Raw genomic sequence first — 24,221 nt, 5'->3', positions numbered from 1 at the left:
AAGACTCGGGACCGACAATCGCGCCCTTGAAACGCCCGCCCGCCCGAAACACGCCAATGACCGACAGCGACGACGACTACGAGTGGGAGGAGCCGGACCGCCACGAGTTCAGCGACGACCCGCTCGGGCACACCGAGGTTCGGGCGGGGATGACCGTCGGCGAACTCGTCGAGCAGTACGGCGAGGCGGGCATCGGCGCCGCCAGCGTCCACGAAGCCGCCGACGTGTACGCCGAGATGCTCGCGGACGACGACTGCACCGTGTTCATGTCGCTGGCGGGCGCGATGGCGCCGACAGGGATGCGGACGGTCGTCTCCGAGTTGGTCCGCGACGGCCACGTCGACGCGCTGGTCACGACCGGCGCGAACCTCACCCACGACGCCATCGAGGCCGTCGGCGGCAAACACCACCACGGGGCCGAACACGCGGACGACAGGTCGCCGCGCGAGCACGACGAACAGTTGCGCGACGAGGAGGTCGACCGCATCTACAACGTCTACCTCCCGCAGGAACACTTCTCGCTGTTCGAGGCACACCTCCGCGACGAGGTGTTTCCCCCGCTCGAAGCGGAGGGCACCGTCAGCATCGAGCGGCTGACCCGCGAACTCGGGAGGGCGAACGCCGCGGTCAACGACCGCGAGGACGTGACCGAGGACGCCGGCATCGCCGCCGCCTGCTACGAGTCGGACGTCCCCGTCTACTGTCCGGCGGTCGCGGATTCGGTACTCGGGTTGCAGGCGTGGATGTACGCACAGACCTCCGACTTCTCGCTGGACGCCCTGCGGGACATGACGCCGCTGACGGACCTCGCGTACGAGGCCGACCGTGCGGGCTGTCTGCTCGTCGGCGGCGGCGTCCCGAAGAACTTCACGCTCCAGACGATGCTCGTCACGCCGGACGCGTACGACTACGCCGTCCAGATAACGATGGACTCCGCCTCGACCGGCGGGCTGTCGGGCGCAACGCTCGACGAAGCCCGCTCGTGGGGGAAACTGAAGAAGGACGCACGGAACGTCACCGTCACCGGCGACGCAACGGTGTATCTGCCGCTTCTGGTGGCCGCCGCCCGCGAACGACTGGACGGCTGACCGGGAGACGCGACGGCTGACCGGGAGACGCGGCGCTCGCGTCCGCTCGCTTGCGTCTCCTATTCGTCACGCACGAGCGCGTCGTCGCCGTGGCGCTCGCGCAACGCACGCAGGTACTCGCGCTGAGCCTCCATCCTCGGTGTCGGCTCGGCGAACGCGTCGGCGAACATGTCGTCGGGGTCCGGCTCCACGGATTCGAGCGTCTCGACGGCGTCGGCGAGCGCGTCCTCGATGGCTCCGTCGATGCGCTCGTCGGTCGCGTCGTCGAGGACGCCCTCGTCGCGGAGATACGCCTCCAGGCGGTCGATGGGGTCCTTCTCGCGCCACGCGTCGACCTCCTCGTCGCCGCGGTAGGCGCCCGGGTCGTCTGCGGTGGTGTGGGCGCCGTACCGGTACTCCAGCGTCTCGACGAGCGTCGGCCGGGGCGTGTCGCCCGGCGTCTTCGCCTTCTCGACGGCCGCGCGGGTCACCTCGTAGACGGCGAGCGGGTCCATCCCGTCGACCTGCACGCCCTCGAACCCGTAGGCGTCGGCCTTCTCGGCGAGGGTGGCGCTCCGGGTCTGCTCCTCCCGGGGGACGGAGATGGCCCACCCGTTGTTGTGACACATGAAGACGGTCGGGGTGTCGAACACGCCGGCGAAGTTGAGTCCCTCGTGGAAGTCTCCCTCGGAGGTGGCGCCGTCGCCGAAGTGACAGACGAACGCCTCCTCGTCGTCGTTGTCCTGGAGCTTCGAGGCCCACGCCATCCCCGTCGCGTGCGGGACGTGGTCGCCGATACAGATGTTCAGCGGGAAGATACGGTGGTCCGCGAGCACGGCGTTGCCCTCCTCGTAGCCGGCCCAGTAGCGGAGGTACTCCGGCGGGAACCCACGGGACAACGGCGCGGCGTGCTCGCGGTACTGGTAGAACACCCAGTCGTCCTCGGAGAGCGCGTACATCGACCCGAACTGCGACCCCTCCTGGCCCGCGAGCGGCGCGTACGTCCCGAGCCGTCCCTGGCGCTGGAGGCTTATCATCCGCTCGTCGAACCGGCGGCCGAGCCGCATATCGCCGTACAGCGAGAGCAGGTCGGTCTCCGAGAGCGTCGGCTCGTAGCCGCCCAACAGGGCCCCGTCGGAATCGAGCAGTCTGACGGGGTCGTCCGGCGGACGGTCGAGCAACGGTCGGTCCATGCGCGCCGGTCTCACCGCGCGCACATAGGTGCGTCGGCACCGCCGACGGTTCTGTCCTCGAGCCCCCCACGCATTTTACGCCGGCGTGTGAACGCGGACCCGCATGTCAGACTCCAGTTCCAGCGTGTTCGACGACCTGAAACGCGAGATGGAGGACACCGGCAAGAGCCTGAAACAGCTCGTGTCCGACGCGAAATCCGACGACAGCTCGAAGGGAGAGGTGAAACGTGAGCTGAAACAGGAGGCCGAGTCGACCGGCCAGTCGGTCGAGAGCCTCATCGACGACATCCAGACCCGCGCCGACCGGAACGACAACAGCGTCACCGAACAGCTGAAACAGGAGTTCGAGTCGTTCCGCTCGAAGTAGACCGCGAACGGTTTTTCCCTCCCGCCCGTAGGCCCGCGTGGCCGATGACGAGCCAGCGGGCCGAGCCGGTCTCGGCAGCCGGCGATGACGAGCCCTATGAGTGCCGAGGCCGCATTTTTGACGGTAGACGACGTCTCTGAGGGCATCTGGTTGTGGCCACGGTAGACATAGGCCCCGGTCAGCTCTCGCTGGTCGAGCGGACACGGATTTATGAGCGTTGCCGAGCAATCACCCTGTATGGCCGCCGAAATTTCCGACCGAGTTCGAGAAATCGCTGAGGCACGCGGCCTTCCCGAGTCCGAAGTGTTCGAACGGGCACTCGAACGCGGGCTCGAAGACCTGTGGGAGGACCTCGTACTCGCACAGTATCTCGACGGCGACCTCGACCGTGGGGAGGCCATCGAGCGTGTCGGTCGGACGAAAGTCGAACGCGCCGAACGGGAGCGCGCGGTCGTCGAGGAGGACGTCGACTGGGGTCTCAACGCGTGACGCTTGCGGCTGTTTCGGACGCGGGACCGCTCATTCACCTGGCCGAAATCGACTCGCTCGAACTACTGTCAGCGTTCGATACGCTCCTGATTCCGGAGACAGTCTACGAGGAAATCGAGAGGGGTGGTGTTCCGGACGGAATTTTCGACCTCTCGTACGAGCTCGTCGAAGCTGATGAAAGCCGACTCGGAGATGAAGACCTAGACGCCGGAGAACGCGCCGCGATTGCAGTCGCTGAGGAGCGGAACGTGGTTCTCCTAACCGACGACCTTGCCGCCCGAGAGGCAGCATCTGACGCAGATGTCGAAGTACGCGGTTCTATCGGCGTCATCGCGCTCGGCTACGGCCGCGGATTGCTCGACAGAGATGAAGCGGCATCGCGTATGCGAGCACTCCAGCGTGAGACGAGTCTCTTCGTGACCGAGGCAGTCGTGGAGCGAGGCATCCGGATGTTGGACGAACAGTAACGGAACGAGCGGCCGCTCTAGGGGCGCTAAACGTATTCACTATGGATAGATTGTGAGTCGTGAGTGCCGAGGCCACCAGCGTTCGACGGCTACGCGGTCTGTACCCGCCGAGCATGTACGTACTTGTGTTCGGAGAGCGCCATCGTACATATCCGTTCAGTCGAACGGAACGTTCGCCGACGGATGCCAACCCTTATCCGTGCAAGCCGACTCCCTCTACTTGCAATGGCAAACGGTAAGGTTGATTTCTTCAACGACACTGGCGGTTACGGTTTCATCGAGACTGAGGACTCTGACGAGGACGTTTTCTTCCACATGGAGGACGTTGGCGGTGAGGACCTGACCGAAGGTACGGAGATCGAGTTCGAGATCGAGGACGCCCCGAAGGGCCCGCGCGCGACGAACGTCGTTCGCGTATAACTGACTACTTCGTCGCCGGAAGGCGACCGAGATGCGGTTCCGTTCTTTCGACGCTACCCGACAGCGACAGCTCGTCGGTCGGACTGAGTCGTACGCTACTGGACGGAGACGACACAGCGTTCGAGCGTGCCGGTGGTTCCCGGATTCGACTCGTGGGACGCCCGCGACCGTCTCGCGTACGGCGTCGCCACTCGGGGTATCGGAGAGTGAAGTGAGAACCGCGTTACTCGATGTGGCCTTCCGCGCGGAGCTGTTCGGCGTCCTGCTCGTCGTATCGCCACTCGACGTTCGCCTTCTCGTCTTGCCAGTCCCACGGCTCGACGAGGACGACGTCGCCCTCGTTGATCCAGGTCCGGTACTTCATGCGGCCGGGGATGCGGCCCATCCGCTCTTTCCCGTCCTGACACTGGACGCGGACGTGGTTCCCGCCGTTGTGCTGTGTCACGACGGCGAACAGCTCGTCGTCGTTCGGCATTCTGAGGTTCTTCCGCTGAGATTCGTCAGTCACTACCCTCCGTAGGCGACACCGACGTAAGAGTCCTTGGAGACGCGCGGTAGCGTGGCACACGCCTACAGCGGTTCGAACCCCGCCAGCGACCGCTCGCCGTCGGCCAGGCGGTCGAGATAGTAGCGGACGCCGGGCTGGTGGGCCGCACCGACGACGAGGTGGACCCGTTCGGCGTCGTCGTTGTGGTAGACGGCGTAGTCGGCCATCCGCGCGTTGCGGGCGTGGGTCACGAGTTCGAGTTCCGGGTCGTGCCGGCGGAGCCACTCGCGTTCCAGCGGCTGGGGGAGAAACGCCCGCTCGTAGTAGCGCTGGAGGTCGACCAGTCGGGCGGGCGCCTCGGCGGCCGCCCGGGTCAGCCGGAACGACTCGAACTCGTCGCCGACAGCGAGCGCCGCGTGGCCGGTCAGGAACTCGGAGGCAACGTCCCCGAGCGCGGCCGCAAACCGGTCGCCGTAGAGGTCGCTCCCGGCCTCGACGAGCGAGAACACCGCCTCGCGGAACCGCTCCGTCAGCGCGTCGATGTCCTCGGTCAGTCCCTCGAACTCCTCGCCGACGAGGTCCGCGACGTGCGAGTCGGCGTCGAGTTCCGCGCACCGCTCCATCGCCCAGCGGTAGTCGTCCATCGCACAGGCGCCGACGACGCCGTCGAAGTACATCGGCCGGATGCCCTGCTCGCAGTAGACGACGGCACCCTCCTCGACGGCCGGTGCGAGATTCGACTGCAGGAACTCGCGTTCGGCGTCGGTGCCTGCGTGGGTCACCCCGTGGACCCAGAACTCGTGGCCGTCGACGACGACCGCGGTTCCCGGCACGCCGGCGCCACGCGACAGGTCGAGTTCCCGGTCTCTGAGCCGTCGCCACTCGCGTTTCGCCTCGAAGTAGGCGTGGTGGGGGTCGTCGACCCCGAGCAGGTCCGCCAGCGCCGCGAGGCTCTCGACCGACCGAAACGCCGCGAGCCGTGCCCGCTCGGCGTCCGTGAGCCCGTCCTCGCGGTCGTGTGGCATGCGTTAGCGTACGTTCGAGGAGCGGATAAATCACCGGCCACGGTGCGCGAGCGCCGCGAAGTCGTGTCGTCAGTACGTTCGCACGCTTGCGGAGCCCACGTCGATGCGGACGAGGGTGTTGTCGTCCCACGCGTCGCCGTCGACGCCGTACTTACGGTTGATGCGGGCGTTCGCCTCGCGGAACGCCGCCTCGTCGTCGACGACGGTGGCCGTCCCGCGGAGGCTCACCATCCACTCCGGGTGGCCGCCGTCGCTCGATTCGACCGACAGCGACACGTACGGGTTCTCCCGCAGGTCGTCGAGTTTTCGGCCGGTAGTCGCCACCTCCACGACGCCGTCGTCGTACACGTACCACAGCGGCGCGATGTGGGGTCGCCCGTCCCGACACGTGGCGAGGTGGGCAATCAGGGGCTCGCTCGTCAGCAACCGCTCCGCCTCGGGGTCGATGCTCATGGCCCTAGCACGCACGCTCCGGACAAGAGTGACGCGACCGGAGGCGGGCGTCAGTCGTCCCCGTCGTCGCCGTCGTCATCGTCGTCGCCGTCGTCGCCGTCGTCATCGTCGTCGCCGTCGTCCCCGTCGTCGCCGTCGTCGTCCTCCACCTCCTCGAGAAGGTCGTCGTCATCGCCATCGTCGTCATCGTCGTCGGACAGCGATTCTGCGTCGTCCTCCACCTCCTCGAGGAGGTCGTCGTCCTCCTCGTCCGGCGGCCCTCGCCCGCCGCCGGGGTCGTCCGGTGGCCCCCGACCCTCGCCGCCGGGGTCGTCCGGCGGTCCCCGTTCCCCGTCGCTTCGGTCCTCGCCGCGGCCGTTCCCGCCGTTACCCGGCTGGTCGTTCCCCTCGTGGCCGACGCCTTCCCCCTCCTCGTGGCCGCGTCCGTTGCTGTTCTCGTGTCCCTCCCGTCGACCCGGACGGTCCTCGTCGTCGGTCGGGTCCGGGCCGTCCGGCGACACCTCCGCGTTGCCACACACGCCCCGGGTGATGGTCACAGCCGTGTCCATCGAGAGGTCGTACCGGTCGGGGTCGGACAGCGACCCCGACAGCGCCTGCCAGGACCTGATACGGCCGCCGTCGTGGTTCTCCCACAGCGCACCCCGCTCGTTGAACGCGGGCGACACCGTGAGTTCGAGCGCGGGGTCGCCGTGGAGACCGAAGAACGCGCCGCCGTCGGTGCGACCCGGCGACCACCGCCAGTCGACCGTCGCGGTCGACCCGTTTCGGGTCCAGCGGTCGACGTTGTCCGGCCCGTCGTAGCGGTCGTCCGTCACGGCCCACGAGCCGTCGACCGGAAGGCCGTCGAACGCGAAGGAGACGACGCCTGCGGGTGCGGTCCCGTCGTACTTCCCGTGGACTATCACGAGGCTCACGCCGTCCGGCCCGTCGTAGAGAAAGAGGATGCTCGTCTCCGGACGCTGGAGCGCGACCGTGCCCGCCGAACTGTACTTCGTCTCGGCCCCGCGCCAGTCGTAGAACGTCTCGACCGGCTGGTCGCCCGACAGCGGCTCCAGCCCGAGACAGCGGTCGCCCTGTCGGAGCAGGTAGCCGGCATCGACCTGCGTGCGGACGTCCCGGACCGACAGCCCCGTCACCGCCGCGGAGACCAGGCCGAGCACCGTCCGTCGGGAGTGGGTCGACCGCTCGTCGTCCTCGGCGTCGTCCTCGGAGTCCTCCATGCCCCTGCGTACGGCCACCCGCACGGATTGTTACATCGGGGCTACCATCCGACGGCGATGCCTACCCGGCGTGGCCGACCGGACGCCGCGCTCCGTCGCATCCGCGCCCGTCCAGCAGGGACGCGGCATACGGAGCACCTATACGTCCGAACCGGCTCAGTTCAGTATGGAGTACGACGACCTTCTCGCCCGCGCGTACGACGACCTCCCGGACCGACCCGGCGACGGCGGCCGACGACTGCAGGTGCCCGACCCGGAAGGGGAGACCGACGGCGCGTTCACCCGCCTCACGAACCTCGGCGCCATCGCCGACGCACTCTCGCGTGACCCCGACCACCTCCACAGCACCATCCAGCGCGAACTGGGCACGAACGGCCAGTTCCAGGACGGCCGCGCCCGCTACAACGGCTCCTTTACCGTCGCGGACTTCGAGGCGGCCATCGACGCCTACGTCGAGACGTACGTCACCTGCTCGGAGTGTGGCCTCCCCGACACCCGCCTCGACACCGAGGACGGCGTCCGCATGCTCCGCTGTACGGCCTGTGGCGCGTTCCGCCCGGTCCAGAAGCAACGGCGGTCCTCGACGACGGAGACGGCCACCGTCGAGACGGGCCGGACGTACCGCGTAGAGATAACCGGCACCGGCCGGAAGGGCGACGGCGTCGCCAACAAGGGGAAGTACACCATCTTCGTGCCGGGCGCACAGGAGGGACAGGTCGTCGACGCCTACGTCGAGAACGTCAGCGGCGACCTGGCGTTCGCGCGACTCGCCTAGCCGACCAGCGTCGAGATACGACGACCAACGACCGTGGTCGGCCACTGCTGTTAACTACTTGGAACGTAGCTCCAAGGGCCGATGCACCGAGACGGTGTACGGAATCCAGTAGAGTTCGACGGAGAGCCACGTCAGACAGACGCCTCCGAGAATCAAGAGGGTCACGGCGTCTCCCGTTGACACCCACGCTGGGAGGATGAAGAGCAGTCCGTTGGTAATCGTTCCCGGCACGACCGACCGGATGGTCACCCATATGCGCGCTCCAATACCGGCAGAGCCACCACCGGATTGCTCAACCACGGTCGCGGTTCGCGAATCGAGTTGAAGACTCTCGGCGCTTTCGCCCCCGTAACTCTCATCGCCGGTTTCCAGCCGCTCCGCTTCGTACGGAAGCGAGGACATCGACATCGACCACACGATGTCGCCGTCTCGGCCGACCTCGATCACCCGGTGGCCGTTAGAGTCGGTGATGAGCGTGTTCCCGTTGGGAAGACGGTCGGCATCCCGTGGCCAGTTCAACTGGCTGTCGGACCACGACCACGACTGTTCCCATGCCCCGTCGACTCGCTGATACTCGACTGCTCGATTGTTCTCGGAGTCGGCTACAATCACCGCCGGGCCACCGTTCGCTTCCGGGATGTAGTCGGGGTTGTGCTGTTCGTACAGCACGTTATGGTTTCCGTCGGTCCCTAGCGTCCAGTTCGGTTGGAGCCCCGATTCATCGAGGAACACGACTTGGTCGTGGTTCCGTACACTCGCCATGTACCGACCATCGGGGAGCGCCTCGACGTCGTTCAGGTGCGTCCAGTCGCCGGCGTAGGAGCCACCACTTGCCGGGGGGTACGCGCTGTCGGCGTTCCATGCCCAGTTGATAATCCCTGTATCGGGGTCTAGCCGCTTCACCGAATCGGTGGCGATGTCAGCCACGAGAAGGTCACCGTTGGGCAACGTGTCGACGTCATGCCACCGCTTCGACCCCGGTACCATCGTCAACGGCTCTACGTACACTACGGACGTCTCGCCCGTAGTAATGTTTACACGTTCGACGATGTTTCGCCGGCAGGGAACGGAACCCCGACATTCCTCGTCCGGAACGTCGTGTACGGCGATGTACTGTAGCGTTGCCGTGGTGTTTGGGACGGGGTCGACATCGAAATATGTTTCGTGGGTGTCATTGTAGTACACCGGCCGACCAGACGGACCGACGGCAAACAGTTCCCCGACTCCGTTGCCCGTCGCATGAGTCGTGACGACGGTCGTTCCGTTCGAGGGCTCCACCACCGCGTCCCGGTCCTCTAGCGGTTTGGACATCTCCGACCTGATGTCGGTCATGACGCCCCCAGAATACGTAAGGGCGCTTATGCCGAGAAGTGATAAGCAGAATACGAGCAGGACCAAGAACGTGACTCGAATCCGCCGCTTGGTCAGTAGGGAACCGACGGTGGACCCGGTTATCCTCATTGTATATACCGGCTTGTAAATACCGAGTAGTTAAAGATACTGAATTATATATCAACGTAGTAGTTCACCAAGCCGAAACAACTCCCACCCACGCTCGGGAACCGCAACGGTTGGCTACGTACCCGATATCGTCGGCCCGTCGTCGATTGACACGTCCAGTCCGAACGCGCGAACCAGGTCGACGTTCGTCTCCACGTGCCGTGTCACCGTCGGGATGGCGACCCGTCCGCCGGCGAGCGCGACCGGCACCACGAGTTGGTCCGCGAGGTGGGCGTCGACGGCGCCCGACCCGGCCTCGAACGCGGCGGCGGCCTCGACGGCCGCTTCGGCGACCTCTTCGGCCGGAACGCCCTTCTCGCCGAGCCCCGAGACGCCCGCGACGCCGCCGTCGTAATCGAGCCGCGCCACTACGGCCGCGCCCGGCGAGTCGGCGTCGGCCGTCGTGACGCGCCGCTCGACGACGTCCCAGCCGTCGGCTTCGAGTCCCTCCACGGTCGTCCGGGCCAGCCGCTGGCCGACGTCCGCATCCGCGAGGTCGATACTCTCGACCGCGTAGACGCGCGCTCCGGTCCGGTCGCCACGGGCTGTCAGGTCCAGCGGCGACGGCTCACAGGGGTGAAGCGACAGCGTGACCTCGCCGCCGCCGACGGGGTAGAACCCTCGACGGCCGACGTCCAGCGCGGCACCCCATCCGGAGGCCCGGAGCATGGGGAGCTTCACGCGCCGGAGGTAGTCGACCGGGGGCGACCACTTCACGTCGGTGCCGCCGGTAACCGTGACCCGGAGCGGCGCGTCGAGGCGGGCCGAAAGCGGCACGGCCACGTCACACAGGAGGGTGACGCTCCCCGCCGTGCCGATGTCCAGGTCGTAGATACCGGCTCGCACGTCACCGGGCTCGAACCGGAGATGCTCGCTTCCCAACTCGGCACCCTCGACCGTCGCCTCCCCGAGGTCAGCCGCGAACTCGACCGCCGCGAGATGCTGGTGGGAGAGCCCCGAGTCCGGTCGTTCGCCACGGATGCCGGTGAGGTCGAACGCTTCACCGGTGGCGAGCGAGCAGGTGAGCGCCGAGCGGACGAGTTGGCCGCCGCCGTCGGAGCCGTCGAGGTCGAGCATACTCCGAGTCGACCGCCCGCGGACAAAAGCCCGTCCCCGGCAGGCCCTCACGTACCACACTGCCGGCGTGTGGAAACGCTGAAACGCGGGAGGCTCCCCGTTCGCGTAATGAGCTACACCATCGGCCTCGTCGGCAAGCCCTCGGTGGGCAAGTCGACGTTCTTCAACGCGGCGACGATGAACGACGTGCCCGAGGGTGCGTACCCGTTCACGACCATCGACCCCTCGGTGGGGGAGGCGTACGTCCGCGTCGACTGTGCGGCCCCGGAGTTCGACACCACCTGCTCGCCGTCGGTGGGCGTCTGCCGCGACGGCACCCGGTTCGTCCCCGTCGAACTCGTCGACGTGGCCGGCCTGATTCCGGGCGCTCACGAGGGGAAGGGGCTCGGCAACCAGTTCCTGACCGACCTCAACGAGGCGGACGTGCTGGTCCACGTCGTCGACTTCTCCGGGCAGACGGACGCCGAGGGCGAACCCACCGAGGGCCACGACCCGCGAGCGGACGTCGACTTCCTCGAGGACGAACTCGACATGTGGTATCTCGAAATACTGGAGAAGGCGCTCGACGCCTACGCCGACGCCCACCACGTCGCGGAGACGGACATCGAGGCCGTCATCGCGGAACAGATGTCGGCGTTCGGTATCACCGACGACGAGGTGAAACGGCTCGTCCTCCGCCTGAATCTGGAACTCGACCCCTCGACGTGGGACGACGCCGACGCCGAACGGCTGGCCCGGGAGATACGGCGGGAGACGAAACCCATCCTCGTCGCCGCCAACAAGATGGACACCCCGGAGGCGCAGGCGAACTACGAGGAGCTACTCGCCGACCCCGACTACGACCACCTCGACATCGTCCCCGCGAGCGCCCACGCCGAGAAGGCGCTGAAAAACGCCGACGACGCGGGCGTCGTCGACTACACGCCCGGCGACGCCGAGTTCGACGTCGTCGGCGAGGTGAGCGACGACCAGCGGCAGGGACTCGACGACGTCCGTGCGTTCCTCGACGCCTACGGCGGAACGGGCGTCCAGCAGTCCCTGGAGGCGGCGCTGTTCGACGTGCTCGGCTACGTCCCCGTGTTCCCCGGGAGCGCCAGCACCGACGGCGAGTTCCGCGACTGCTTCCTGTTGCCGCCGGAATCGACGACCGAGGACTTCGCGTACCACATCCACTCCGACCTCGGTGACGGCCTGCTCCACGGCATCGACTGCCGGAACGGCAGGCAGGTCGGCACCGACCACGAACTCGACGCCCGCGACGTGGTCGAGTTGGTGACGACGAACTAGGCGGGCTCTACTCGGCGACGCGCTCGGGGGCCTCTACCTCGACGGAGACCGGTGCGCGCCACGTGTCGAGGAAGGCGTCGAGGTCCGCGGCCGACTTCGCGGGCGTCTCCTCCATCGGGGCGTGACCGACGCCCTCGTAGGTGATACACTCGGCGTCGGGAATCTCCTCGCGGAACCGGGTCGCCCACTCCGGCGGGAGCCAGGGGTCGAGTTCACCCCACATCACGAGCGTCGGCACGTCCACCTCGGAGAGTTCGTCGTAGCGGAGCTCCGGGTCGACCATGTCCCGGCGCAGGATGTCCATCACGGCCGCGCGGTTCCCCTCGTGGAGCATCAGGTCGTGGTAGCGCTCGACCGTGCCGGGGGCGATGCGCTCGGCGTCGCCGTACACCTCGCGGACGGCGCGGGCGATGAACCACTCGGGGGTGAGCCAGCGGAACGCTTCCGTGAACCCAGGGACAGAAAGCAGGTTCAGGAGCGGCGTCGGCGGGTTCATCGGGAATCCCATCGCGTCGATGAGCACGAGTCGCTCGGCGCGGTCGTAGTCGAGCACGTAGCGCCACGCGACCGCCCCGCCGCGGGAGTTGCCGACGACGGCGAAGTCGTCGAGGCCGAGTTCCGCACAGAACGCCTCGAGGAAGGCAGTCATCCCGGCCATGTTGTGTCCGAACCCGTCGTGGGGACCCGTGAGCCCGTGCCCCGGAAGGTCGACGCGGACCACCCGGTACTCGGATTTCAGTCGCTCGGTCCACTCGTCCCAAGTGTGGAGCGACGAGAAGGTGCCGTGGAGCAACAAAAGCGTCGGCCCCGACCCCTCGTCGCGGTAGTGGACGCTGGTGCCGGCGACGTCGACGTACTCCGAGTGCTCGTCCGTGTAGTCGGGTTCCAGGTGGGTTGGGTCGTGGTCGGTGCAGATCCCCGCGGTCTGTAGCGACCCACCGACGGCGGCATCCGCGACGCGGAACGGCGCTCCGACGACGGTATCGACGAGAGTGGGAACCAGACTCATGTGTGAGCGTGTCTGTCATGGGTATCCAACGGAACACCTTATATTCATCGTATTGACTCCCGAGCCGGCCGTTGGTTTTATCCCCTGCCTTGGTCGCTCTGCAGGATTCGTTGGTTCGGCGGCGACGAGTAACGAAACCGCTTTGGGGCGGGCGGGTCACACCGGGGTATGCACCGGGTCATCGGCGAACGGAGCCTCGACGACACGCCCGTCTCGGCCGACCGGGCGCGTCGCCTCCTGCGCGATATGGTCCGTGCCCGTCGGTTCGACGAGCGGGCGCTCGCACTCCAGCGGCGGGGCTGGATGTCCGGCTACCCACCGTTCCAGGGGGCGGAGGCGTCACAGGTCGGGGCGGCCCACGCGATGGCCGACGACGACTGGCTGTTCCCCACCTACCGCTCGAACGCGATGCAGATAGCCCGCGGCGTCCCGATGAGCGACGTGCTCCTCTTCCGGCGCGGCTTCCCCGAGTACGTCTCCGGCCACGACGTCCCCAACTTCCCACAGGCGGTGCCCATCGCCACCCAGATACCCCACGCGGCCGGGGCGGCGATGGCGATGAACTACGAGGACGACGACGGCGTCGCCGTCGCGTACTTCGGAGACGGAGCCACGTCCGAGGGGGACTTCCACGAGGGGCTCAACTTCGCCGGCGTGTTCGATGCGCCCGCCGTCTTCTTCTGTGAGAACAACGGCTGGGCCATCTCGATGCCCCGCGAGCGCCAGACCCGGAGCGACTCCATCGCCGCGAAGGCCGAGGCGTACGGGTTCGACGGCGAGCAGGTCGACGGGATGGACCCGCTCGCTGTGCTGGAGGCCGTCGAGTCGGCCATCGAGGGCGCCCGCGAGGGAGAGCCGTTCCTCGTGGAGTCGCTCACCTACCGGCAGGGGCCACACACGACCAGCGACGACCCATCGCGGTACGAGGACGCCGCGGAGTTCCCCGACTGGCGGACGCGGGACCCGCTGGACCGCTACGAGGAGTTCCTGCTCGCGGAGGGCGTCGTCGACGGGGCGACCCGCGACCGGTTCGCCGCCGAGGCCGACGACGAACTCGACGAGGCAGTCGAGCGTGCCGAGGCCGAACCCGAACCGGGGCCCGACGAGGTGTTCGAGTACGTGTACGAGGAGGTGCCGCCGCGGCTGGCCGACCAGCGGGAGTGGCTCCGGGGCCACGTCGAGCGACACGACGTGGACGGCGTCGAGCGGTAGCTACTCGAGACAGACGTACGTCTTCGTGTCGGCGACGCCCGACAGCTCCCGAATCTCGGTCGCGGCCGTGTGCATCACGTCCCGGACCTCGGGCGCCTCGGCCTCCGCGATGACGTCGAACTCGCCCGCGACGACGTGCGCCTCGGTGACGTACTGGAGGTCGGCCACCGCGTCAGCGAGCGGTTCGGCATCGCCCGCGTCAGCTTTTACCATGATAAACGCTCGCACCATGCACGGCGATTCACCGGGTCCGAGCAAAAACCTTTGGCCGGCGTCGGGGCAAGGCATTTGTCCCCCTCCATCGTAACAGTTCCCATGCGATTCGTTATCGTGGGTGCAGGACGCGTCGGGATGCGGACCGCGCGCGTCCTCCGCGAGGAAGGCCACGAGGTGACGCTCGTCGAGCCGGACCGGAAGAAGGTCGACCGGCTGGAGTCCGAGGGGTACGACGTCGTGAAGGGTGACGGCTCCCAGGAGGAGGTGCTCGTCGACCTCGACCTCGATTCAGCCGACGGGCTGGCGGCGCTCTCGGGCGAGTTCGACGTGAACGTCATCGCCTGCATGATAGCTAAGTCCCACGGCTGTCGCACCGTGTTGCGGGCCGCCTCCGACTACGACGAGTACGTGCTCCGGAAGTACGCAAGCGACGTCGACGAGGTAGTGTACCCCGAACGACTCGGCGCCGTCGTCGCCAAGAACGCCCTGCTGGGGGGGTCGATCCGGGCCATCGCGGACGTGGCCCAGCATCTCCAGATAGTCGAGTTGACCGTCACCGAGGGGTCGCCGATGCGCGGCTACACGCTCTCGGAGCTAGAACTGCCCGCTGACTCCCGACTGCTCGCGTTCGGGAAGCAGGGCGGCACCTTCCAGTTGCCCAGCGACGACGAGTCGCTGGAGACGGGCGACAGGGTCGTCATCCTCGCGGACTACGAACATCTGACCGACGTGCGCCGCCTCATCGTCGGTGAGACGGGTCGCCGGGTTCCGGCGGGGGGGAGCGCATGAGCGTCGTCCACGCGTACGTGATGGTGAAGGCGTACACCGGCGACGCCGACGACCTGAAGGACGAAATCGGCGGCATCGACGGCGTCGAGAGCGTCCACATCGTCGCCGGCGACGTCGACCTCATCGCCAAACTGTCGGTCGACTCGCCCGCCGACGTGAAGGACATCGCCGCCACGCAGGTCCAGAACCTCGAGGGCGTCGAGGACACCCAGACGTACATCGCGATGGAGTAGCACCCACGCTACGATGTCCGCCATGGTGCACCACACCTGACGAACCCTGAAGGGGGAGGGCCGTGGGACCGGAGTATGGAACTCGTCGAAGCCACTGCGGATGACCTCGACGCGCTCGTCGAGCGCTGGCACTCGCTCGCGACCGCGATGGAGGCACACGACGAACTGAACGAACTCGTCGACGACGTCGACGACCGTGCCCACGACGGTTTCCGCGCGCATCTCGACGACGGGGCGGTAACCGACTACCTCGTCGTTCACGAGGACGAGACCATCGGGTTCGTCACGCTCCGTGAAGGACACCACCCGTCGCGACGCTACTCTCGGTACCTCCGCATCGTGAACATCGCTGTCGACGACGGACACCGGGGCCGGGGCCACGGCACGCAAATCGTCGACCGGGTGAAAGAACTGGCCCGCGAGCGGGGGTGTGACCACCTCACGGTCGCGTGCGAATGGCACAACGAGGGCGCACGCCGGTTCTACCGCGATACGGGGTTCCGCCCGAAACAGGTCGAGTTCGCACAGCCGCTGGAGTGAAGTAGACCGCAGGTAGGTAGCGAGCCTCCCACCGCTGTATCGGACACACCCACCGGGCGCCGGAGCCACGAGACGGTTCGCCGGCCCGAGCGAACCGGTGTCAGAACTCGACCATCGAGCCGTAGCCGGCACCGAGCAGTCCGCCGAACAGGACGAACCCCGTCAGGTACGCGAGGTTCATCGCGTAGCCGACGGGGAACGTGAACGTCGTCACGGCGGTGACGACCAGCGGGAGCGCGAGCGCGCCGACGACGACGGCCAGCGCCGCCCCGTAGGCGACGCCCATCAGCGCCGCCGTCGTGGTGACGGGCGCCCGCTCCATCAGCCCCCCGAGGACGGCGTTCAGATCCGGGTTGGTCTCGGTCGCCGTCTCCAGCGAGTCGACGTAGCCGTTGAGGTTGCCCGCGGTGATGCGGGCGAACACGGCGCCGAACACGAGACAGGCGATGAGCCAGACGGCCCACGACTTCGCCACGGAGCCGGCCACCTCGACCAGCGAACCGAAAAACTGGATGAACACGGGGCCGGCGAGCTGGTGGACGAACAGGCCGGCGAGCAGGCCACCCAGAAGCGAGCCGAACACGACACCCTTCGTCTTGCGGGCGCCGACGGCCAGCCCCCGCTCCTCGACGCTCGCGCCGAAGCCGGCGCCGACGACGCCGCCGAACAGCGTGTAGCCGGCGAGCACGAGCGGGTTGAGGTACGGAACCGGGAGCGTGAACCGGGTGGTGGCCGAGACGAGCGCGGGGACGAGGATGAGCCCCACGAGCACGCCGACGACGAACCCGTACCCGAGTCCGCGGCGTGTCGACCGCCAGAGATAGCCGGGCGAGGTGTCGCGCGGCCGGACGTAGCGGACGTAGAACACGCCGAGCACGAGCGTCAGCCCCATCCAGACGGCCCACGACCGCGGAACCGAGCCGGCGTAGCCGACCAGCGAGCCGTAGAACAGTAGCTGGGCGTGGCCCGCGGCCTGATAGACGACGCTCCCGCCGAGGAACCCGCCCAGAAGCGACGAGAAGGCGACCGCCCAGGGATGGTCACGGACGACCCGCGGGAGGACGGAGCCGCTCTGTTTCGCCGAGCCGTACGCCGCACCCAGGAACGTCCCGTAGGCGATGTAGCCGACGATGGTGCCGAGGTTCGTGTTCGGCACCTGGATGCTCCACTCCGTGAGCTGAGAGGTGTAGTGGGGCACCGCGAGCATCCCGAGCCCGACCGCGAGGATGACCCCGTACGCGAACCCGGCGGAGGCGACGCCCTTCACGTAGCCGTCGCCCTTCGAGACGGTGCGGGCGGCGGTGAACGCGAACAGAAGCGAGAGGACGAACGAGCCGACCGCCCAGACGGCGAGCGCACGCGGCGGCGTCGGACGGACGCCGACGACGAGCGCCAGCGACGCGAGATGGCCCGGCACGAGTACGAGAAACACCGCGGCGCCGGCCGCGGCCCCGACGAGCGGGCCGAACACGAGCGCCTGGATGCTCCTGTTGCCCAGCAGGACGCCCGAGCCGACGGGGAACGAGCCGCCGCGCTCGACGATACGCCCGTACGTGAACCCGAGGACGCCGCCGAACACCAGGAAGCCGAGTATCGGTTCGGGGGCGTTCCGCGGGAGTTCGTAGCTGAACGGCGTCGCACCGAGCACGAGCGCCGGCACGGCGATGCGGCCGACGAGCGGGCCGAGAACGGCGCCGTAGACGAGACCGAGGAGGGTGGTGGTCGTGGTGAGCGGTGCACGCTTGAACAACGGCCCCAGGACGGCCCGGGTCGCTCCGGAACTCTTGGCGAACGCCATGAAGTTCCGGGTGACAGTGGCGCCGTGGCGGGCGGCGAACGCGCCGAACAGGACGCCGAAGAACGCGGCGACCGAGACGAACGCGATGACGCCGCGGGTCTTCGACCCCGGTCCGATGCCGAGCACGAGAGCCATGTACCGGAGGTAGAGGGGCTTGAACGCGACGTAGATGAGCCCCGCTCCGGCGAGGCCACCGAGAAGCGAAGCGACGATGGTGGCCTTCTGCTCGGTGCGGCCGAGATCCACCGACGCCCCGGTGTCGCCTGGGTGACTGTGCGCTTTGCTAGTCGTCACGGATCTATCGGCGTATGGACAACCGACCAGTTAAAGCGTTGCGGGGTGAGTGCCCGGGTGTTTAAGCGCACGGGCGGACGGCGGCGTCGACCGGAACCACCCGTCAGAGCAATATCGGCGCCAACGGCGGGGTGAATCCGAGCGCAGTCGACACCGAACCCGGCACGGAGGTCGCAAAGCAGACGCTCCACCCCGAACCTTATCACGGAAACCGCGGCCACCGGTCCCGTGACGTAACCGTCGCCCCGGTCGCACGAGGCTGTAGCGTGGGACACCGGCCGGGAACGAGCGGACCGTCCCGCCTGCTCGCCACACCGGTCAGTACACCCGCGCGCCGTCCCCCACTCGGGTCTGGTAGGCGCGGGCCTCGACACCCGCGTCCGCGAAGGCGTCGACCATCGCCGCCGCAACCTTCCGGCGAGTCCCCTCCCGACAGACCGACAGCACCGCCGGCCCCGCCCCGGAGATGGTGACGCCCGTCGCGCCGGCCTCGAACGCCGCCTCCCGGACGGCGGCGTAGCCGTCGATGAGTTCCGCTCGGGCAGGAGTGACGATGGGGTCGTCCATCCCCCGACCCACCAGTCCGGGGTCCGAACGGGCCATCCCAGCGGTGAGGGTGGCGGCGTTGCCCACCGTCTCCACCACCTCGTCCATCCGCGCGCCGTCGGGGACGACGCGGCGGGCGTCTCGCGTCGAGACGACGATCTCGGGGAGACAGGCGACCATCGGCAGGTCCGTCCGGAGGTTCGTGACGCCGTCGGAGCGAGCGATGGTGAACCCGCCGAGGATGGAGGGGGCGACGTTGTCCGCGTGGGCGTCGCCCGACACCACCGCCTCCCCCTCGGCGGCGATGGGGACCAGTTCCTCCCGCGTCTTGCCGCGGTCGTACAGTTCGTTGAGCGCAACCGCCGCGCCGGCGGCGCTGGCGGCCGACGACCCTAGTCCCGACGCCGGGCGGACGCCCTTGTCTATCCGGATGTGGGCGGGCGCGTCGAGCGCCTCGGCGACGGCGCCGACGGTGTTCTTCTCGGGGTCCTCGGGGATGTACTGAGCGCCGACACCGGTCACCTCGATAGTCGTGCGGTCGGCCTTCTCGACACGCACCACGTCTGCGGGCCGCTCGAACGCCACCCCGAACACGTCGAACCCGCTTCCGAGGTTCGCGCTCGTCGCCGGGGCCCGCACGGTCAACATGCCTCCCCGTAGTGGGAGGCCCCCGATAAAGCTACCCGAAGCCACACCGCCGGTACCGGGGGCTTTTTCGCCCGGCCGGCCGTACGAGGAGCCATGAGCGCGCTTCGCGACGCGATGCGGGAGTTGCCCGAAGCGGTGTTCGCGGACCTGCTCGAGAGCGACGACGCCTACCGCATCGTTCTCGACCTGCCGGGCGCGAGCGCCGACACGGTCGATGTCACCGTCGAGAGCGGCCGGCTCCGCATCGAGGCCCGCCGCGAGAAGGGGCTCCCCGCCGAGTTCCGCTACCTGCGGGAGGACCGCTCGCTGTTCCTCGACGCCGAAATCCCGCTCCCGCCCACGGTGACAGGGGACGACGCCGAGGCCACGGTCGAGCGCGGCGTCCTGACGCTCACGCTTCCGAAGTCCTCCGCTACCGGAGGGACGCGGGTACCCGTCGAAGACGCCTGACCGTGGCGGTCCTCCGTGCGTACCGGCGGTTCGTCGTCGTCGCGTACCAGTTTCTCCCCCTGCTGTTGGCGTACGCCCGCGACCGCCGGAGGTACCTGCTGTTCGGAGGCCCCCGTCAGGTCTCCTCCGAGCGGCGACGCAAGCGCGCGCGCTCGCTGTTGCAGTCGATGCTGACGCTCGGGCCGACGTTCATCAAACTCGGGCAGTTGCTGTCGACCCGCCCGGACATCCTCCCCCCCGAGTACGTCGAGGAGTTCGAGCAACTGCAGGACAGCGTCCCCCCGGCACCGTGGCCCGAGGCACAGCAGGTGCTCGAAGCCGAACTGGGGCCCGTCGAGGAGGCGTTCGACGCGTTCGACACCGAGGCGATAAGCGGCGCCTCGCTCGGGCAGGTGTACATCGCAGAACACGACGGGAGACGAGTCGCGGTGAAGGTCCGTCGGCCGGGCATCGAGGAACTGGTAGCGGCCGACCTGAAGGTCATCCGCTTCTCGCTCCCCTTGCTGATGCGGTTCGTCGACGAGACGCGGTCGTTCTCCATGAAGACGCTGGCCGACGAGTTCGCCAAGGTCATTCGCGAGGAGATGGATTACAGCCGCGAACGCGAGATGCTCCGGGAAATCGGAAGCAACCTCCGCGAGGAACGCGGCATCCGGGTGCCCGCGGTCGTCGACGAGCGGTCGACCGACCGGGTGCTCACGATGGAGTACGTCCCCGGGACGAAGATATCCGAGATAGACGACCTCGATGCCCTCGGCATCGACCGCACGGCGCTGGCCGAGACGCTCCAGCGCACCTACCTCCGGATGATCGTCGAGGACGGCGTGTTCCACGCCGACCCCCACCCCGGCAACCTCGCGGTGCAGGACGACGGCACGCTGGTGTTCTACGACTTCGGGATGTCGGGTCGGGTGGACCCGTTCATCCAGGAGAAGATCGTCGAGTTCTACATGGCCATCGCCCAGCAGGACACCGACGCCATCCTCGACACGCTCGTCGAGATGGGGACGCTCTCCCCCGAAGCGGACCGCGAGGTGATGAGCGAGGTGATGGAACTGGCCATCGCGGACGCCCGCGGCGAGGACATCGAGCAGTACCGCGTCCAGCAGATCGTCTCGCAGGTCGAGGACACCATCTACGAGTTCCCGCTCCGTCTGCCGCCGAACCTCGCGCTCGTGTTGCGGGTCGCGACGGTCGTGGAGGGGGTCTGCGTCACGCTCGACCCCGATTTCGACTTCATCGACGTGGCGACCACGTATCTCCGCGAGGAAGGCTACATCGAGCAAGGTGCCCGCGAGGCCATCGAAGAGGCCGGCCAGCAGATGAACCGCACCACCCAGTCGCTGTTCCGCGTTCCACCGAAACTGGAGGGGGTGCTGGACACGATGGACCGGGGGGAGCTGACCGTCGAGATAGAACTCCCCGACGACCCCCCGCTTGCGCGCCGTCTCGCGGCACGGCTCATCTACGGCATCCTGCTGGCGTTCACCGCGTTCTCGACGGTGCTCCTGTACGCGTTCGCCACCGTCGAGGTGGCCGCCGTCGGCGCGGGCGCCACCCTCCTGCTCGTCGGACTGCTGTGGCGGTCGTTCCGCGGCCAGTCCGGCATCCGCGCGAAACCGCAGTTCACCCGGCAGAACCTCCGACAGCGACGCGACGAGTGAACCTGTCATTCGAGGCCTAAATAAACGTTCTAGTTAAATCGCCGTCTGAATCCGGGCGAACCCATAGGTGCGAGAGGCCGGGTTGTCCGGTACGGGGGAAGCGTGTTCACCGACGAGAGGGCCGCCTCCGAGCTACTCGGGTTCGTGCTCGCGTTCTCGCTGGTAGTGACGACGTTCGCCATCTACCAGTCGGACGTGATTCCACACCAGAACAAGGAGGCCGAGATCGAGTACAGCGCCGAGGCCGCGACCGAACTGACGCAGTTGCAGTCGACGGTCGGGGAGGTCGGATCGACCGGCGCACCCGCCACCAGTACCCTCCCCGCTGGCCCGACCTACCCGGACCGCGCGCTGGGCATCAACGCCCAGCCACCTGGCGGGAACCTGGAGACTACGGACCGGTACGGCGTGGAGCTCTCCGGGTTCGAGACGACTGACGCCCAGTACTGGGATGGGACGGCCCGTAGCTACCACACCCGACTGCTCCAGTTCGCGCCGAACTACAACTACTACGACGGCGAGGAGCGGTTCTACCTCGCCAACGGCGTCGCGCTGAAGGAGGCCAAGGACGCCGACTACACCCACCGACTGAGCGGGAAGGTCGTCGACGGCGACCGTATCGACCTCGCGCTGTTGAGCGGCGACCTCCAGCGGTCCGGGCGCTCGGTGGACCTCTCGTTCAGCGCGGTCAGCAGTACCACCGAGTACCGGACCGTCGAGGTGACCGAGTCGCCGTCGCCGCCGAACTTCGCGCACGTCCGCGTGCCGACGGTCCGGTCGCAGTCGGCCTGGGACTCCGTCGCCGCCTCCAACGCCAACGTCGACCGCGTGGAGGTGTACTGTCTCGGCACCACCCAGCCGAAGGCCGCCAACTGCCCGGACGCGCCGGTCGGCCACGCAGAAATCGTGTTCGAGCAGGGGACGTACAAGATGCGGGTCTCGAACGTGACGGTCGACCAGCCGACGACGCCCTCCGCGACGTACCTCACGATGCAACCGGCCGGGGAGGTGACCGAGAACGACGGACAGACGTTCCTGGTGACCACCCGCGACCGGTTCGGCAACCCCGTCAGCGGGGTCGACGTGGACCTGACGAAGTCGGGACCGGGCTCGCTGACCACCAGTTCCACCACGACCTCGGACGACGGGCGGGCGACGTTCAGCGTCACCGGCGCGAAACTCGGCGTGACGACGGTGACCGCCAGCATCGACGGCGGTCCCCCTCCAGAGTACAAATCTGCATCGGAGACAGTCGGCACTACCACTGCCAGCGGTACCCTTCCGATGACGGTCTACGCGAGCGGGCAGATGCGCCACGGGCTGGACGGGCTCGATTCGCTCGTCATCAGCGAGGGGATGATGGTTCCTACCACCGAGGAAGACTGCCTGCTCATCGGTGACGCGGGCGGCTTGCTCGGCGGACTGCTCGGGGATGTGAACTGTGAGGACAATCCCGCTGATACCCTCCAGGGACAGCTTAGAATCGATGGAAATGGTAACAAGATATATCGAGTGGTTTTCGTTCTGGTCGATACGAATCGGAACGGGCAGATGGACGGGAGTGACATCAAGAAGGTGCGTATTGAGCAGCGGAAACCCGGCTGGGATGATTCGAGAAAGATATTCGAAGGCAAATTGCAAAACGGAAGGTCGAAGGACGCGCTCAACTTCGATGGCGTGGACCTGCTCGAATCCGGGAGCTACACGTCGACCAAGTGGGAGGACTGCGGTGTCATCAGCTGTGACTGGGGCGGCGGCGACCCCTACTCCTCGTTCAGCGACCTTGACCTCTCGCAGACGGAGGTGGTGTTCGTCGAGCACATGGCAGGCCGCGTAACGGTCAACGCCTCCAGCACCTGACCGCCACGGCTTTCCCCTCGCCGGACGACGGACGGGCATGGACATCGACCCGTTCGACCTCGAACGGTTCTTCGCCCGGTTCGAGGCCGACGCCGACATCATGCTCGCGGAGTCGGGCATTCGCGCGCTCCCCGCCAGCGAGTTCGACACCGACCCCGGCGAGTTGGGCTACGTGATTCCGACCGCGGGCGACCCCGCGTTCCGCGAGACGCTCGGCGAGCGGTACGGCCGTGGGGGCGACGAGGTGCTGTGCACGTGTGGCGCCCAGGAGGCGAACTTCGTCGCGTTCGCGGCGCTGATGGGCGAGCACGCGGTCACGGTGACGCCGACGTACCAGTCGCTGTACAGCGTCCCCGACGCCTTCGGCGAGGTGACGACCGTCGACCTCCAGCCCCCGGAGTGGGACCTCGACGTCGAAGCCGTGAAAGCGGCGCTCCGACCGGAGACGGCGGTGCTCGTGGTGAACAACCCGAACAACCCCACCGGAAAGTATCTCGACGAGTCGACGGTCCGGGCGCTGTACGAGATGGCGGCGGACAACGGCACCTACCTGCTCTGTGACGAGGTGTACCGCCTGCTCGACCCGGACCCGATACCGCCGGTGGCGTCGATGGGCGAGTACGGCGTCTCCACGTCGTCGGTGACCAAGAGCCACGGGCTCGCCGGCTGTCGGTTCGGATGGCTCGCCGGCCCCCGCGAGGTGACCGAGGCGGCCGCGACCTGGAAGGACTACACGACCATCTCGCCCTCCACGTTCGGCCAACACGTCGCCCGGCAGGCCATCGACCGCGAGGACGAGATACTGGCCCGGAACCGCGAGTTGGCCGCCGAGAACCGCCAGCGCGTGGCGGCGTTCCTCGACGAGCACGGTCTCGACTGGTACGAACCGGCGGGCGTCGACGGGTTCGTCACCGTCCCCGACGGGTTCGCCACCGGGCGCTCGTTCTGTGAGTCGCTCGTCCGGACGCAGAGCGTCGTGCTCGCGCCGGGCGACGCGTTCGGCGTCCCCGACCGGTTCCGCATCGGGTTCGGTCTCCCGACCGACCGGCTGGAGAAGGGGCTGGACCGCGTCGACGAGTTCCTCGCCCACCACGCCTGAGTACACTCAAACCGCTCTTTGAACTTACTGAGGTGG

26 protein-coding genes are annotated in these 24,221 nt (G+C 67.7%); 15 read left to right on the top strand and 11 right to left on the bottom strand.

Annotation, left to right across the window (positions count from 1 at the left end; all coding sequences use genetic code 11):
- The first annotated feature begins 56 nt into the window (after positions 1 to 56).
- Positions 57 to 1,088, top strand: coding sequence for a deoxyhypusine synthase (locus NL112_RS11430; protein WP_255148967.1), 1,032 nt, complete (start codon positions 57 to 59; stop codon positions 1,086 to 1,088).
- A 59-nt stretch (positions 1,089 to 1,147) separates the two neighbouring features.
- Here the strand turns inward: NL112_RS11430 and pdhA are convergent, their stop codons facing one another.
- Complete coding sequence (gene pdhA, locus NL112_RS11425; protein WP_255148966.1) at positions 1,148 to 2,260, bottom strand: pyruvate dehydrogenase (acetyl-transferring) E1 component subunit alpha; 1,113 nt, start codon at positions 2,258 to 2,260, stop codon at positions 1,148 to 1,150.
- A gap of 103 nt (positions 2,261 to 2,363) precedes the next feature.
- Between pdhA and NL112_RS11420 the strand changes: the two genes are divergently transcribed.
- The 4 genes from NL112_RS11420 to NL112_RS11405 all read left to right on the top strand — a co-directional run bounded on the left by NL112_RS11420 (position 2,364) and on the right by NL112_RS11405 (position 4,003).
- The gene (locus tag NL112_RS11420) at positions 2,364 to 2,627 is read left to right on the top strand and encodes a hypothetical protein (RefSeq protein WP_255148965.1); all 264 of its coding nucleotides are present in this window, start codon (positions 2,364 to 2,366) and stop codon (positions 2,625 to 2,627) included.
- A 237-nt stretch (positions 2,628 to 2,864) separates the two neighbouring features.
- On the top strand, positions 2,865 to 3,116 hold the full coding sequence (locus NL112_RS11415) for a hypothetical protein (protein WP_255148964.1): 252 nt from the start codon (positions 2,865 to 2,867) through the stop codon (positions 3,114 to 3,116).
- On the top strand, positions 3,113 to 3,583 hold the full coding sequence (locus NL112_RS11410; RefSeq protein WP_255148963.1) for a PIN domain-containing protein: 471 nt from the start codon (positions 3,113 to 3,115) through the stop codon (positions 3,581 to 3,583). The genes NL112_RS11415 and NL112_RS11410 overlap by 4 nt, the downstream gene beginning before the upstream one ends.
- A gap of 225 nt (positions 3,584 to 3,808) precedes the next feature.
- Positions 3,809 to 4,003: a cold-shock protein gene (locus tag NL112_RS11405; RefSeq protein ID WP_255148962.1), complete on the top strand. Its 195-nt coding sequence runs from the start codon at positions 3,809 to 3,811 to the stop codon at positions 4,001 to 4,003.
- 223 nt (positions 4,004 to 4,226) lie between these two features.
- Here the strand turns inward: NL112_RS11405 and eif1A are convergent, their stop codons facing one another.
- The 4 genes from eif1A to NL112_RS11385 form a co-directional block, all read right to left on the bottom strand.
- Positions 4,227 to 4,511 carry a translation initiation factor eIF-1A gene (eif1A, locus tag NL112_RS11400; protein ID WP_255148961.1) on the bottom strand — a complete coding sequence of 95 codons (285 nt, stop codon included), beginning with the start codon at positions 4,509 to 4,511 and terminating at the stop codon, positions 4,227 to 4,229.
- 62 nt (positions 4,512 to 4,573) lie between these two features.
- The gene (locus NL112_RS11395; RefSeq protein WP_255148960.1) at positions 4,574 to 5,515 is read right to left on the bottom strand and encodes a hypothetical protein; all 942 of its coding nucleotides are present in this window, start codon (positions 5,513 to 5,515) and stop codon (positions 4,574 to 4,576) included.
- A gap of 69 nt (positions 5,516 to 5,584) precedes the next feature.
- Positions 5,585 to 5,968 (bottom strand): pyridoxamine 5'-phosphate oxidase family protein, encoded by a 384-nt coding sequence (locus tag NL112_RS11390; protein WP_255148959.1) that lies wholly within the window; start codon positions 5,966 to 5,968, stop codon positions 5,585 to 5,587.
- 50 nt (positions 5,969 to 6,018) lie between these two features.
- Positions 6,019 to 7,188 carry a hypothetical protein gene (locus NL112_RS11385; RefSeq protein ID WP_255148958.1) on the bottom strand — a complete coding sequence of 390 codons (1,170 nt, stop codon included), beginning with the start codon at positions 7,186 to 7,188 and terminating at the stop codon, positions 6,019 to 6,021.
- A gap of 166 nt (positions 7,189 to 7,354) precedes the next feature.
- Here NL112_RS11385 and NL112_RS11380 point away from each other — a divergent pair, with 166 nt between their 5' ends.
- A complete protein-coding gene (locus NL112_RS11380; protein ID WP_255148957.1) occupies positions 7,355 to 7,963 on the top strand; it encodes a translation initiation factor IF-2 subunit beta in 609 nt (202 codons plus the stop codon).
- 54 nt (positions 7,964 to 8,017) lie between these two features.
- On the opposite strand, the gene NL112_RS11375 is transcribed toward NL112_RS11380, so the two are convergent.
- On the bottom strand, positions 8,018 to 9,295 hold the full coding sequence (locus NL112_RS11375; RefSeq protein WP_255148956.1) for an aryl-sulfate sulfotransferase: 1,278 nt from the start codon (positions 9,293 to 9,295) through the stop codon (positions 8,018 to 8,020).
- A 243-nt stretch (positions 9,296 to 9,538) separates the two neighbouring features.
- Positions 9,539 to 10,540 carry an RNA 3'-terminal phosphate cyclase gene (rtcA, locus tag NL112_RS11370; RefSeq protein ID WP_255148955.1) on the bottom strand — a complete coding sequence of 334 codons (1,002 nt, stop codon included), beginning with the start codon at positions 10,538 to 10,540 and terminating at the stop codon, positions 9,539 to 9,541.
- Between the two features lie 108 nt (positions 10,541 to 10,648).
- Between rtcA and NL112_RS11365 the strand changes: the two genes are divergently transcribed.
- Positions 10,649 to 11,827, top strand: a complete 1,179-nt coding sequence (locus NL112_RS11365; RefSeq protein WP_255148954.1) for a redox-regulated ATPase YchF — start codon at positions 10,649 to 10,651, stop codon at positions 11,825 to 11,827.
- Between the two features lie 7 nt (positions 11,828 to 11,834).
- Here the strand turns inward: NL112_RS11365 and NL112_RS11360 are convergent, their stop codons facing one another.
- Positions 11,835 to 12,836, bottom strand: a complete 1,002-nt coding sequence (locus NL112_RS11360) for an alpha/beta fold hydrolase (protein ID WP_255148953.1) — start codon at positions 12,834 to 12,836, stop codon at positions 11,835 to 11,837.
- 168 nt (positions 12,837 to 13,004) lie between these two features.
- On the opposite strand from NL112_RS11360, the gene NL112_RS11355 reads away from it, so the two are divergent.
- A complete protein-coding gene (locus NL112_RS11355) occupies positions 13,005 to 14,048 on the top strand; it encodes a thiamine pyrophosphate-dependent dehydrogenase E1 component subunit alpha (RefSeq protein WP_255148952.1) in 1,044 nt (347 codons plus the stop codon).
- On the opposite strand, the gene NL112_RS11350 is transcribed toward NL112_RS11355, so the two are convergent.
- The gene (locus NL112_RS11350; protein ID WP_255148951.1) at positions 14,049 to 14,279 is read right to left on the bottom strand and encodes an Lrp/AsnC family transcriptional regulator; all 231 of its coding nucleotides are present in this window, start codon (positions 14,277 to 14,279) and stop codon (positions 14,049 to 14,051) included.
- Between the two features lie 84 nt (positions 14,280 to 14,363).
- Between NL112_RS11350 and NL112_RS11345 the strand changes: the two genes are divergently transcribed.
- The 3 genes from NL112_RS11345 to NL112_RS11335 all read left to right on the top strand — a co-directional run bounded on the left by NL112_RS11345 (position 14,364) and on the right by NL112_RS11335 (position 15,826).
- The gene (locus NL112_RS11345; RefSeq protein ID WP_255148950.1) at positions 14,364 to 15,053 is read left to right on the top strand and encodes a potassium channel family protein; all 690 of its coding nucleotides are present in this window, start codon (positions 14,364 to 14,366) and stop codon (positions 15,051 to 15,053) included.
- Positions 15,050 to 15,286, top strand: coding sequence for an Lrp/AsnC family transcriptional regulator (locus tag NL112_RS11340; protein ID WP_255148949.1), 237 nt, complete (start codon positions 15,050 to 15,052; stop codon positions 15,284 to 15,286). Before NL112_RS11345 ends, NL112_RS11340 begins: the two co-directional genes overlap by 4 nt.
- 75 nt (positions 15,287 to 15,361) lie before the next feature.
- The gene (locus tag NL112_RS11335) at positions 15,362 to 15,826 is read left to right on the top strand and encodes a GNAT family N-acetyltransferase (RefSeq protein WP_255148948.1); all 465 of its coding nucleotides are present in this window, start codon (positions 15,362 to 15,364) and stop codon (positions 15,824 to 15,826) included.
- A gap of 100 nt (positions 15,827 to 15,926) precedes the next feature.
- Here the strand turns inward: NL112_RS11335 and NL112_RS11330 are convergent, their stop codons facing one another.
- Both NL112_RS11330 and NL112_RS11325 read right to left on the bottom strand, forming a co-directional pair.
- Entirely contained in the window at positions 15,927 to 17,918 is a 1,992-nt protein-coding gene (locus tag NL112_RS11330; protein WP_255148947.1) for a hypothetical protein, read from the bottom strand.
- Positions 17,919 to 18,236: 318 nt separating this feature from the next.
- Positions 18,237 to 19,112 (bottom strand): homoserine kinase, encoded by an 876-nt coding sequence (locus NL112_RS11325; protein ID WP_255148946.1) that lies wholly within the window; start codon positions 19,110 to 19,112, stop codon positions 18,237 to 18,239.
- A gap of 93 nt (positions 19,113 to 19,205) precedes the next feature.
- Here NL112_RS11325 and NL112_RS11320 point away from each other — a divergent pair, with 93 nt between their 5' ends.
- From NL112_RS11320 to NL112_RS11305, 4 genes are all read left to right on the top strand, one after another.
- On the top strand, positions 19,206 to 19,562 hold the full coding sequence (locus tag NL112_RS11320) for an Hsp20/alpha crystallin family protein (protein ID WP_255148945.1): 357 nt from the start codon (positions 19,206 to 19,208) through the stop codon (positions 19,560 to 19,562).
- A complete protein-coding gene (locus tag NL112_RS11315; RefSeq protein ID WP_350356169.1) occupies positions 19,559 to 21,226 on the top strand; it encodes an ABC1 kinase family protein in 1,668 nt (555 codons plus the stop codon). The genes NL112_RS11320 and NL112_RS11315 overlap by 4 nt, the downstream gene beginning before the upstream one ends.
- A 102-nt stretch (positions 21,227 to 21,328) precedes the next feature.
- On the top strand, positions 21,329 to 23,086 hold the full coding sequence (locus tag NL112_RS11310; RefSeq protein WP_255148943.1) for an Ig-like domain-containing protein: 1,758 nt from the start codon (positions 21,329 to 21,331) through the stop codon (positions 23,084 to 23,086).
- Between the two features lie 37 nt (positions 23,087 to 23,123).
- Positions 23,124 to 24,185, top strand: a complete 1,062-nt coding sequence (locus NL112_RS11305; RefSeq protein ID WP_255148942.1) for an aminotransferase class I/II-fold pyridoxal phosphate-dependent enzyme — start codon at positions 23,124 to 23,126, stop codon at positions 24,183 to 24,185.
- Positions 24,186 to 24,221 lie beyond the last annotated feature (36 nt).

Origin of the sequence: Halorarius halobius (assembly GCF_024298865.1) — an archaeon.
Taxonomy (GTDB): domain Archaea; phylum Halobacteriota; class Halobacteria; order Halobacteriales; family Haloarculaceae; genus Halorarius; species Halorarius halobius.
The sequence above is the reverse complement of the archived record's forward strand: the minus strand, read 5'-3'. Positions and strand labels throughout refer to the sequence as shown.

What these genes read in the sequence shown, in the direction of transcription:
- NL112_RS11360 (WP_255148953.1), bottom strand. Translation starts at nt 12,836, where the DNA reads ATGAGTCTGGTTCCCACTCTCGTCGATACCGTCGTCGGAGCGCCGTTC.
- rtcA (WP_255148955.1), bottom strand. Translation starts at nt 10,540, where the DNA reads ATGCTCGACCTCGACGGCTCCGACGGCGGCGGCCAACTCGTCCGCTCG.
- NL112_RS11390 (WP_255148959.1), bottom strand. Translation starts at nt 5,968, where the DNA reads ATGAGCATCGACCCCGAGGCGGAGCGGTTGCTGACGAGCGAGCCCCTG.
- NL112_RS11340 (WP_255148949.1), top strand. Translation starts at nt 15,050, where the DNA reads ATGAGCGTCGTCCACGCGTACGTGATGGTGAAGGCGTACACCGGCGAC.
- NL112_RS11355 (WP_255148952.1), top strand. Translation starts at nt 13,005, where the DNA reads ATGCACCGGGTCATCGGCGAACGGAGCCTCGACGACACGCCCGTCTCG.
- NL112_RS11305 (WP_255148942.1), top strand. Translation starts at nt 23,124, where the DNA reads ATGGACATCGACCCGTTCGACCTCGAACGGTTCTTCGCCCGGTTCGAG.
- NL112_RS11345 (WP_255148950.1), top strand. Translation starts at nt 14,364, where the DNA reads ATGCGATTCGTTATCGTGGGTGCAGGACGCGTCGGGATGCGGACCGCG.
- NL112_RS11365 (WP_255148954.1), top strand. Translation starts at nt 10,649, where the DNA reads ATGAGCTACACCATCGGCCTCGTCGGCAAGCCCTCGGTGGGCAAGTCG.
- NL112_RS11320 (WP_255148945.1), top strand. Translation starts at nt 19,206, where the DNA reads ATGAGCGCGCTTCGCGACGCGATGCGGGAGTTGCCCGAAGCGGTGTTC.
- NL112_RS11415 (WP_255148964.1), top strand. Translation starts at nt 2,865, where the DNA reads ATGGCCGCCGAAATTTCCGACCGAGTTCGAGAAATCGCTGAGGCACGC.
- NL112_RS11420 (WP_255148965.1), top strand. Translation starts at nt 2,364, where the DNA reads ATGTCAGACTCCAGTTCCAGCGTGTTCGACGACCTGAAACGCGAGATG.
- pdhA (WP_255148966.1), bottom strand. Translation starts at nt 2,260, where the DNA reads ATGGACCGACCGTTGCTCGACCGTCCGCCGGACGACCCCGTCAGACTG.
- NL112_RS11395 (WP_255148960.1), bottom strand. Translation starts at nt 5,515, where the DNA reads ATGCCACACGACCGCGAGGACGGGCTCACGGACGCCGAGCGGGCACGG.
- NL112_RS11335 (WP_255148948.1), top strand. Translation starts at nt 15,362, where the DNA reads ATGGAACTCGTCGAAGCCACTGCGGATGACCTCGACGCGCTCGTCGAG.
- NL112_RS11380 (WP_255148957.1), top strand. Translation starts at nt 7,355, where the DNA reads ATGGAGTACGACGACCTTCTCGCCCGCGCGTACGACGACCTCCCGGAC.
- NL112_RS11385 (WP_255148958.1), bottom strand. Translation starts at nt 7,188, where the DNA reads ATGGAGGACTCCGAGGACGACGCCGAGGACGACGAGCGGTCGACCCAC.
- NL112_RS11375 (WP_255148956.1), bottom strand. Translation starts at nt 9,295, where the DNA reads ATGACCGACATCAGGTCGGAGATGTCCAAACCGCTAGAGGACCGGGAC.
- NL112_RS11350 (WP_255148951.1), bottom strand. Translation starts at nt 14,279, where the DNA reads ATGGTGCGAGCGTTTATCATGGTAAAAGCTGACGCGGGCGATGCCGAA.
- NL112_RS11430 (WP_255148967.1), top strand. Translation starts at nt 57, where the DNA reads ATGACCGACAGCGACGACGACTACGAGTGGGAGGAGCCGGACCGCCAC.
- NL112_RS11405 (WP_255148962.1), top strand. Translation starts at nt 3,809, where the DNA reads ATGGCAAACGGTAAGGTTGATTTCTTCAACGACACTGGCGGTTACGGT.
- NL112_RS11325 (WP_255148946.1), bottom strand. Translation starts at nt 19,112, where the DNA reads ATGTTGACCGTGCGGGCCCCGGCGACGAGCGCGAACCTCGGAAGCGGG.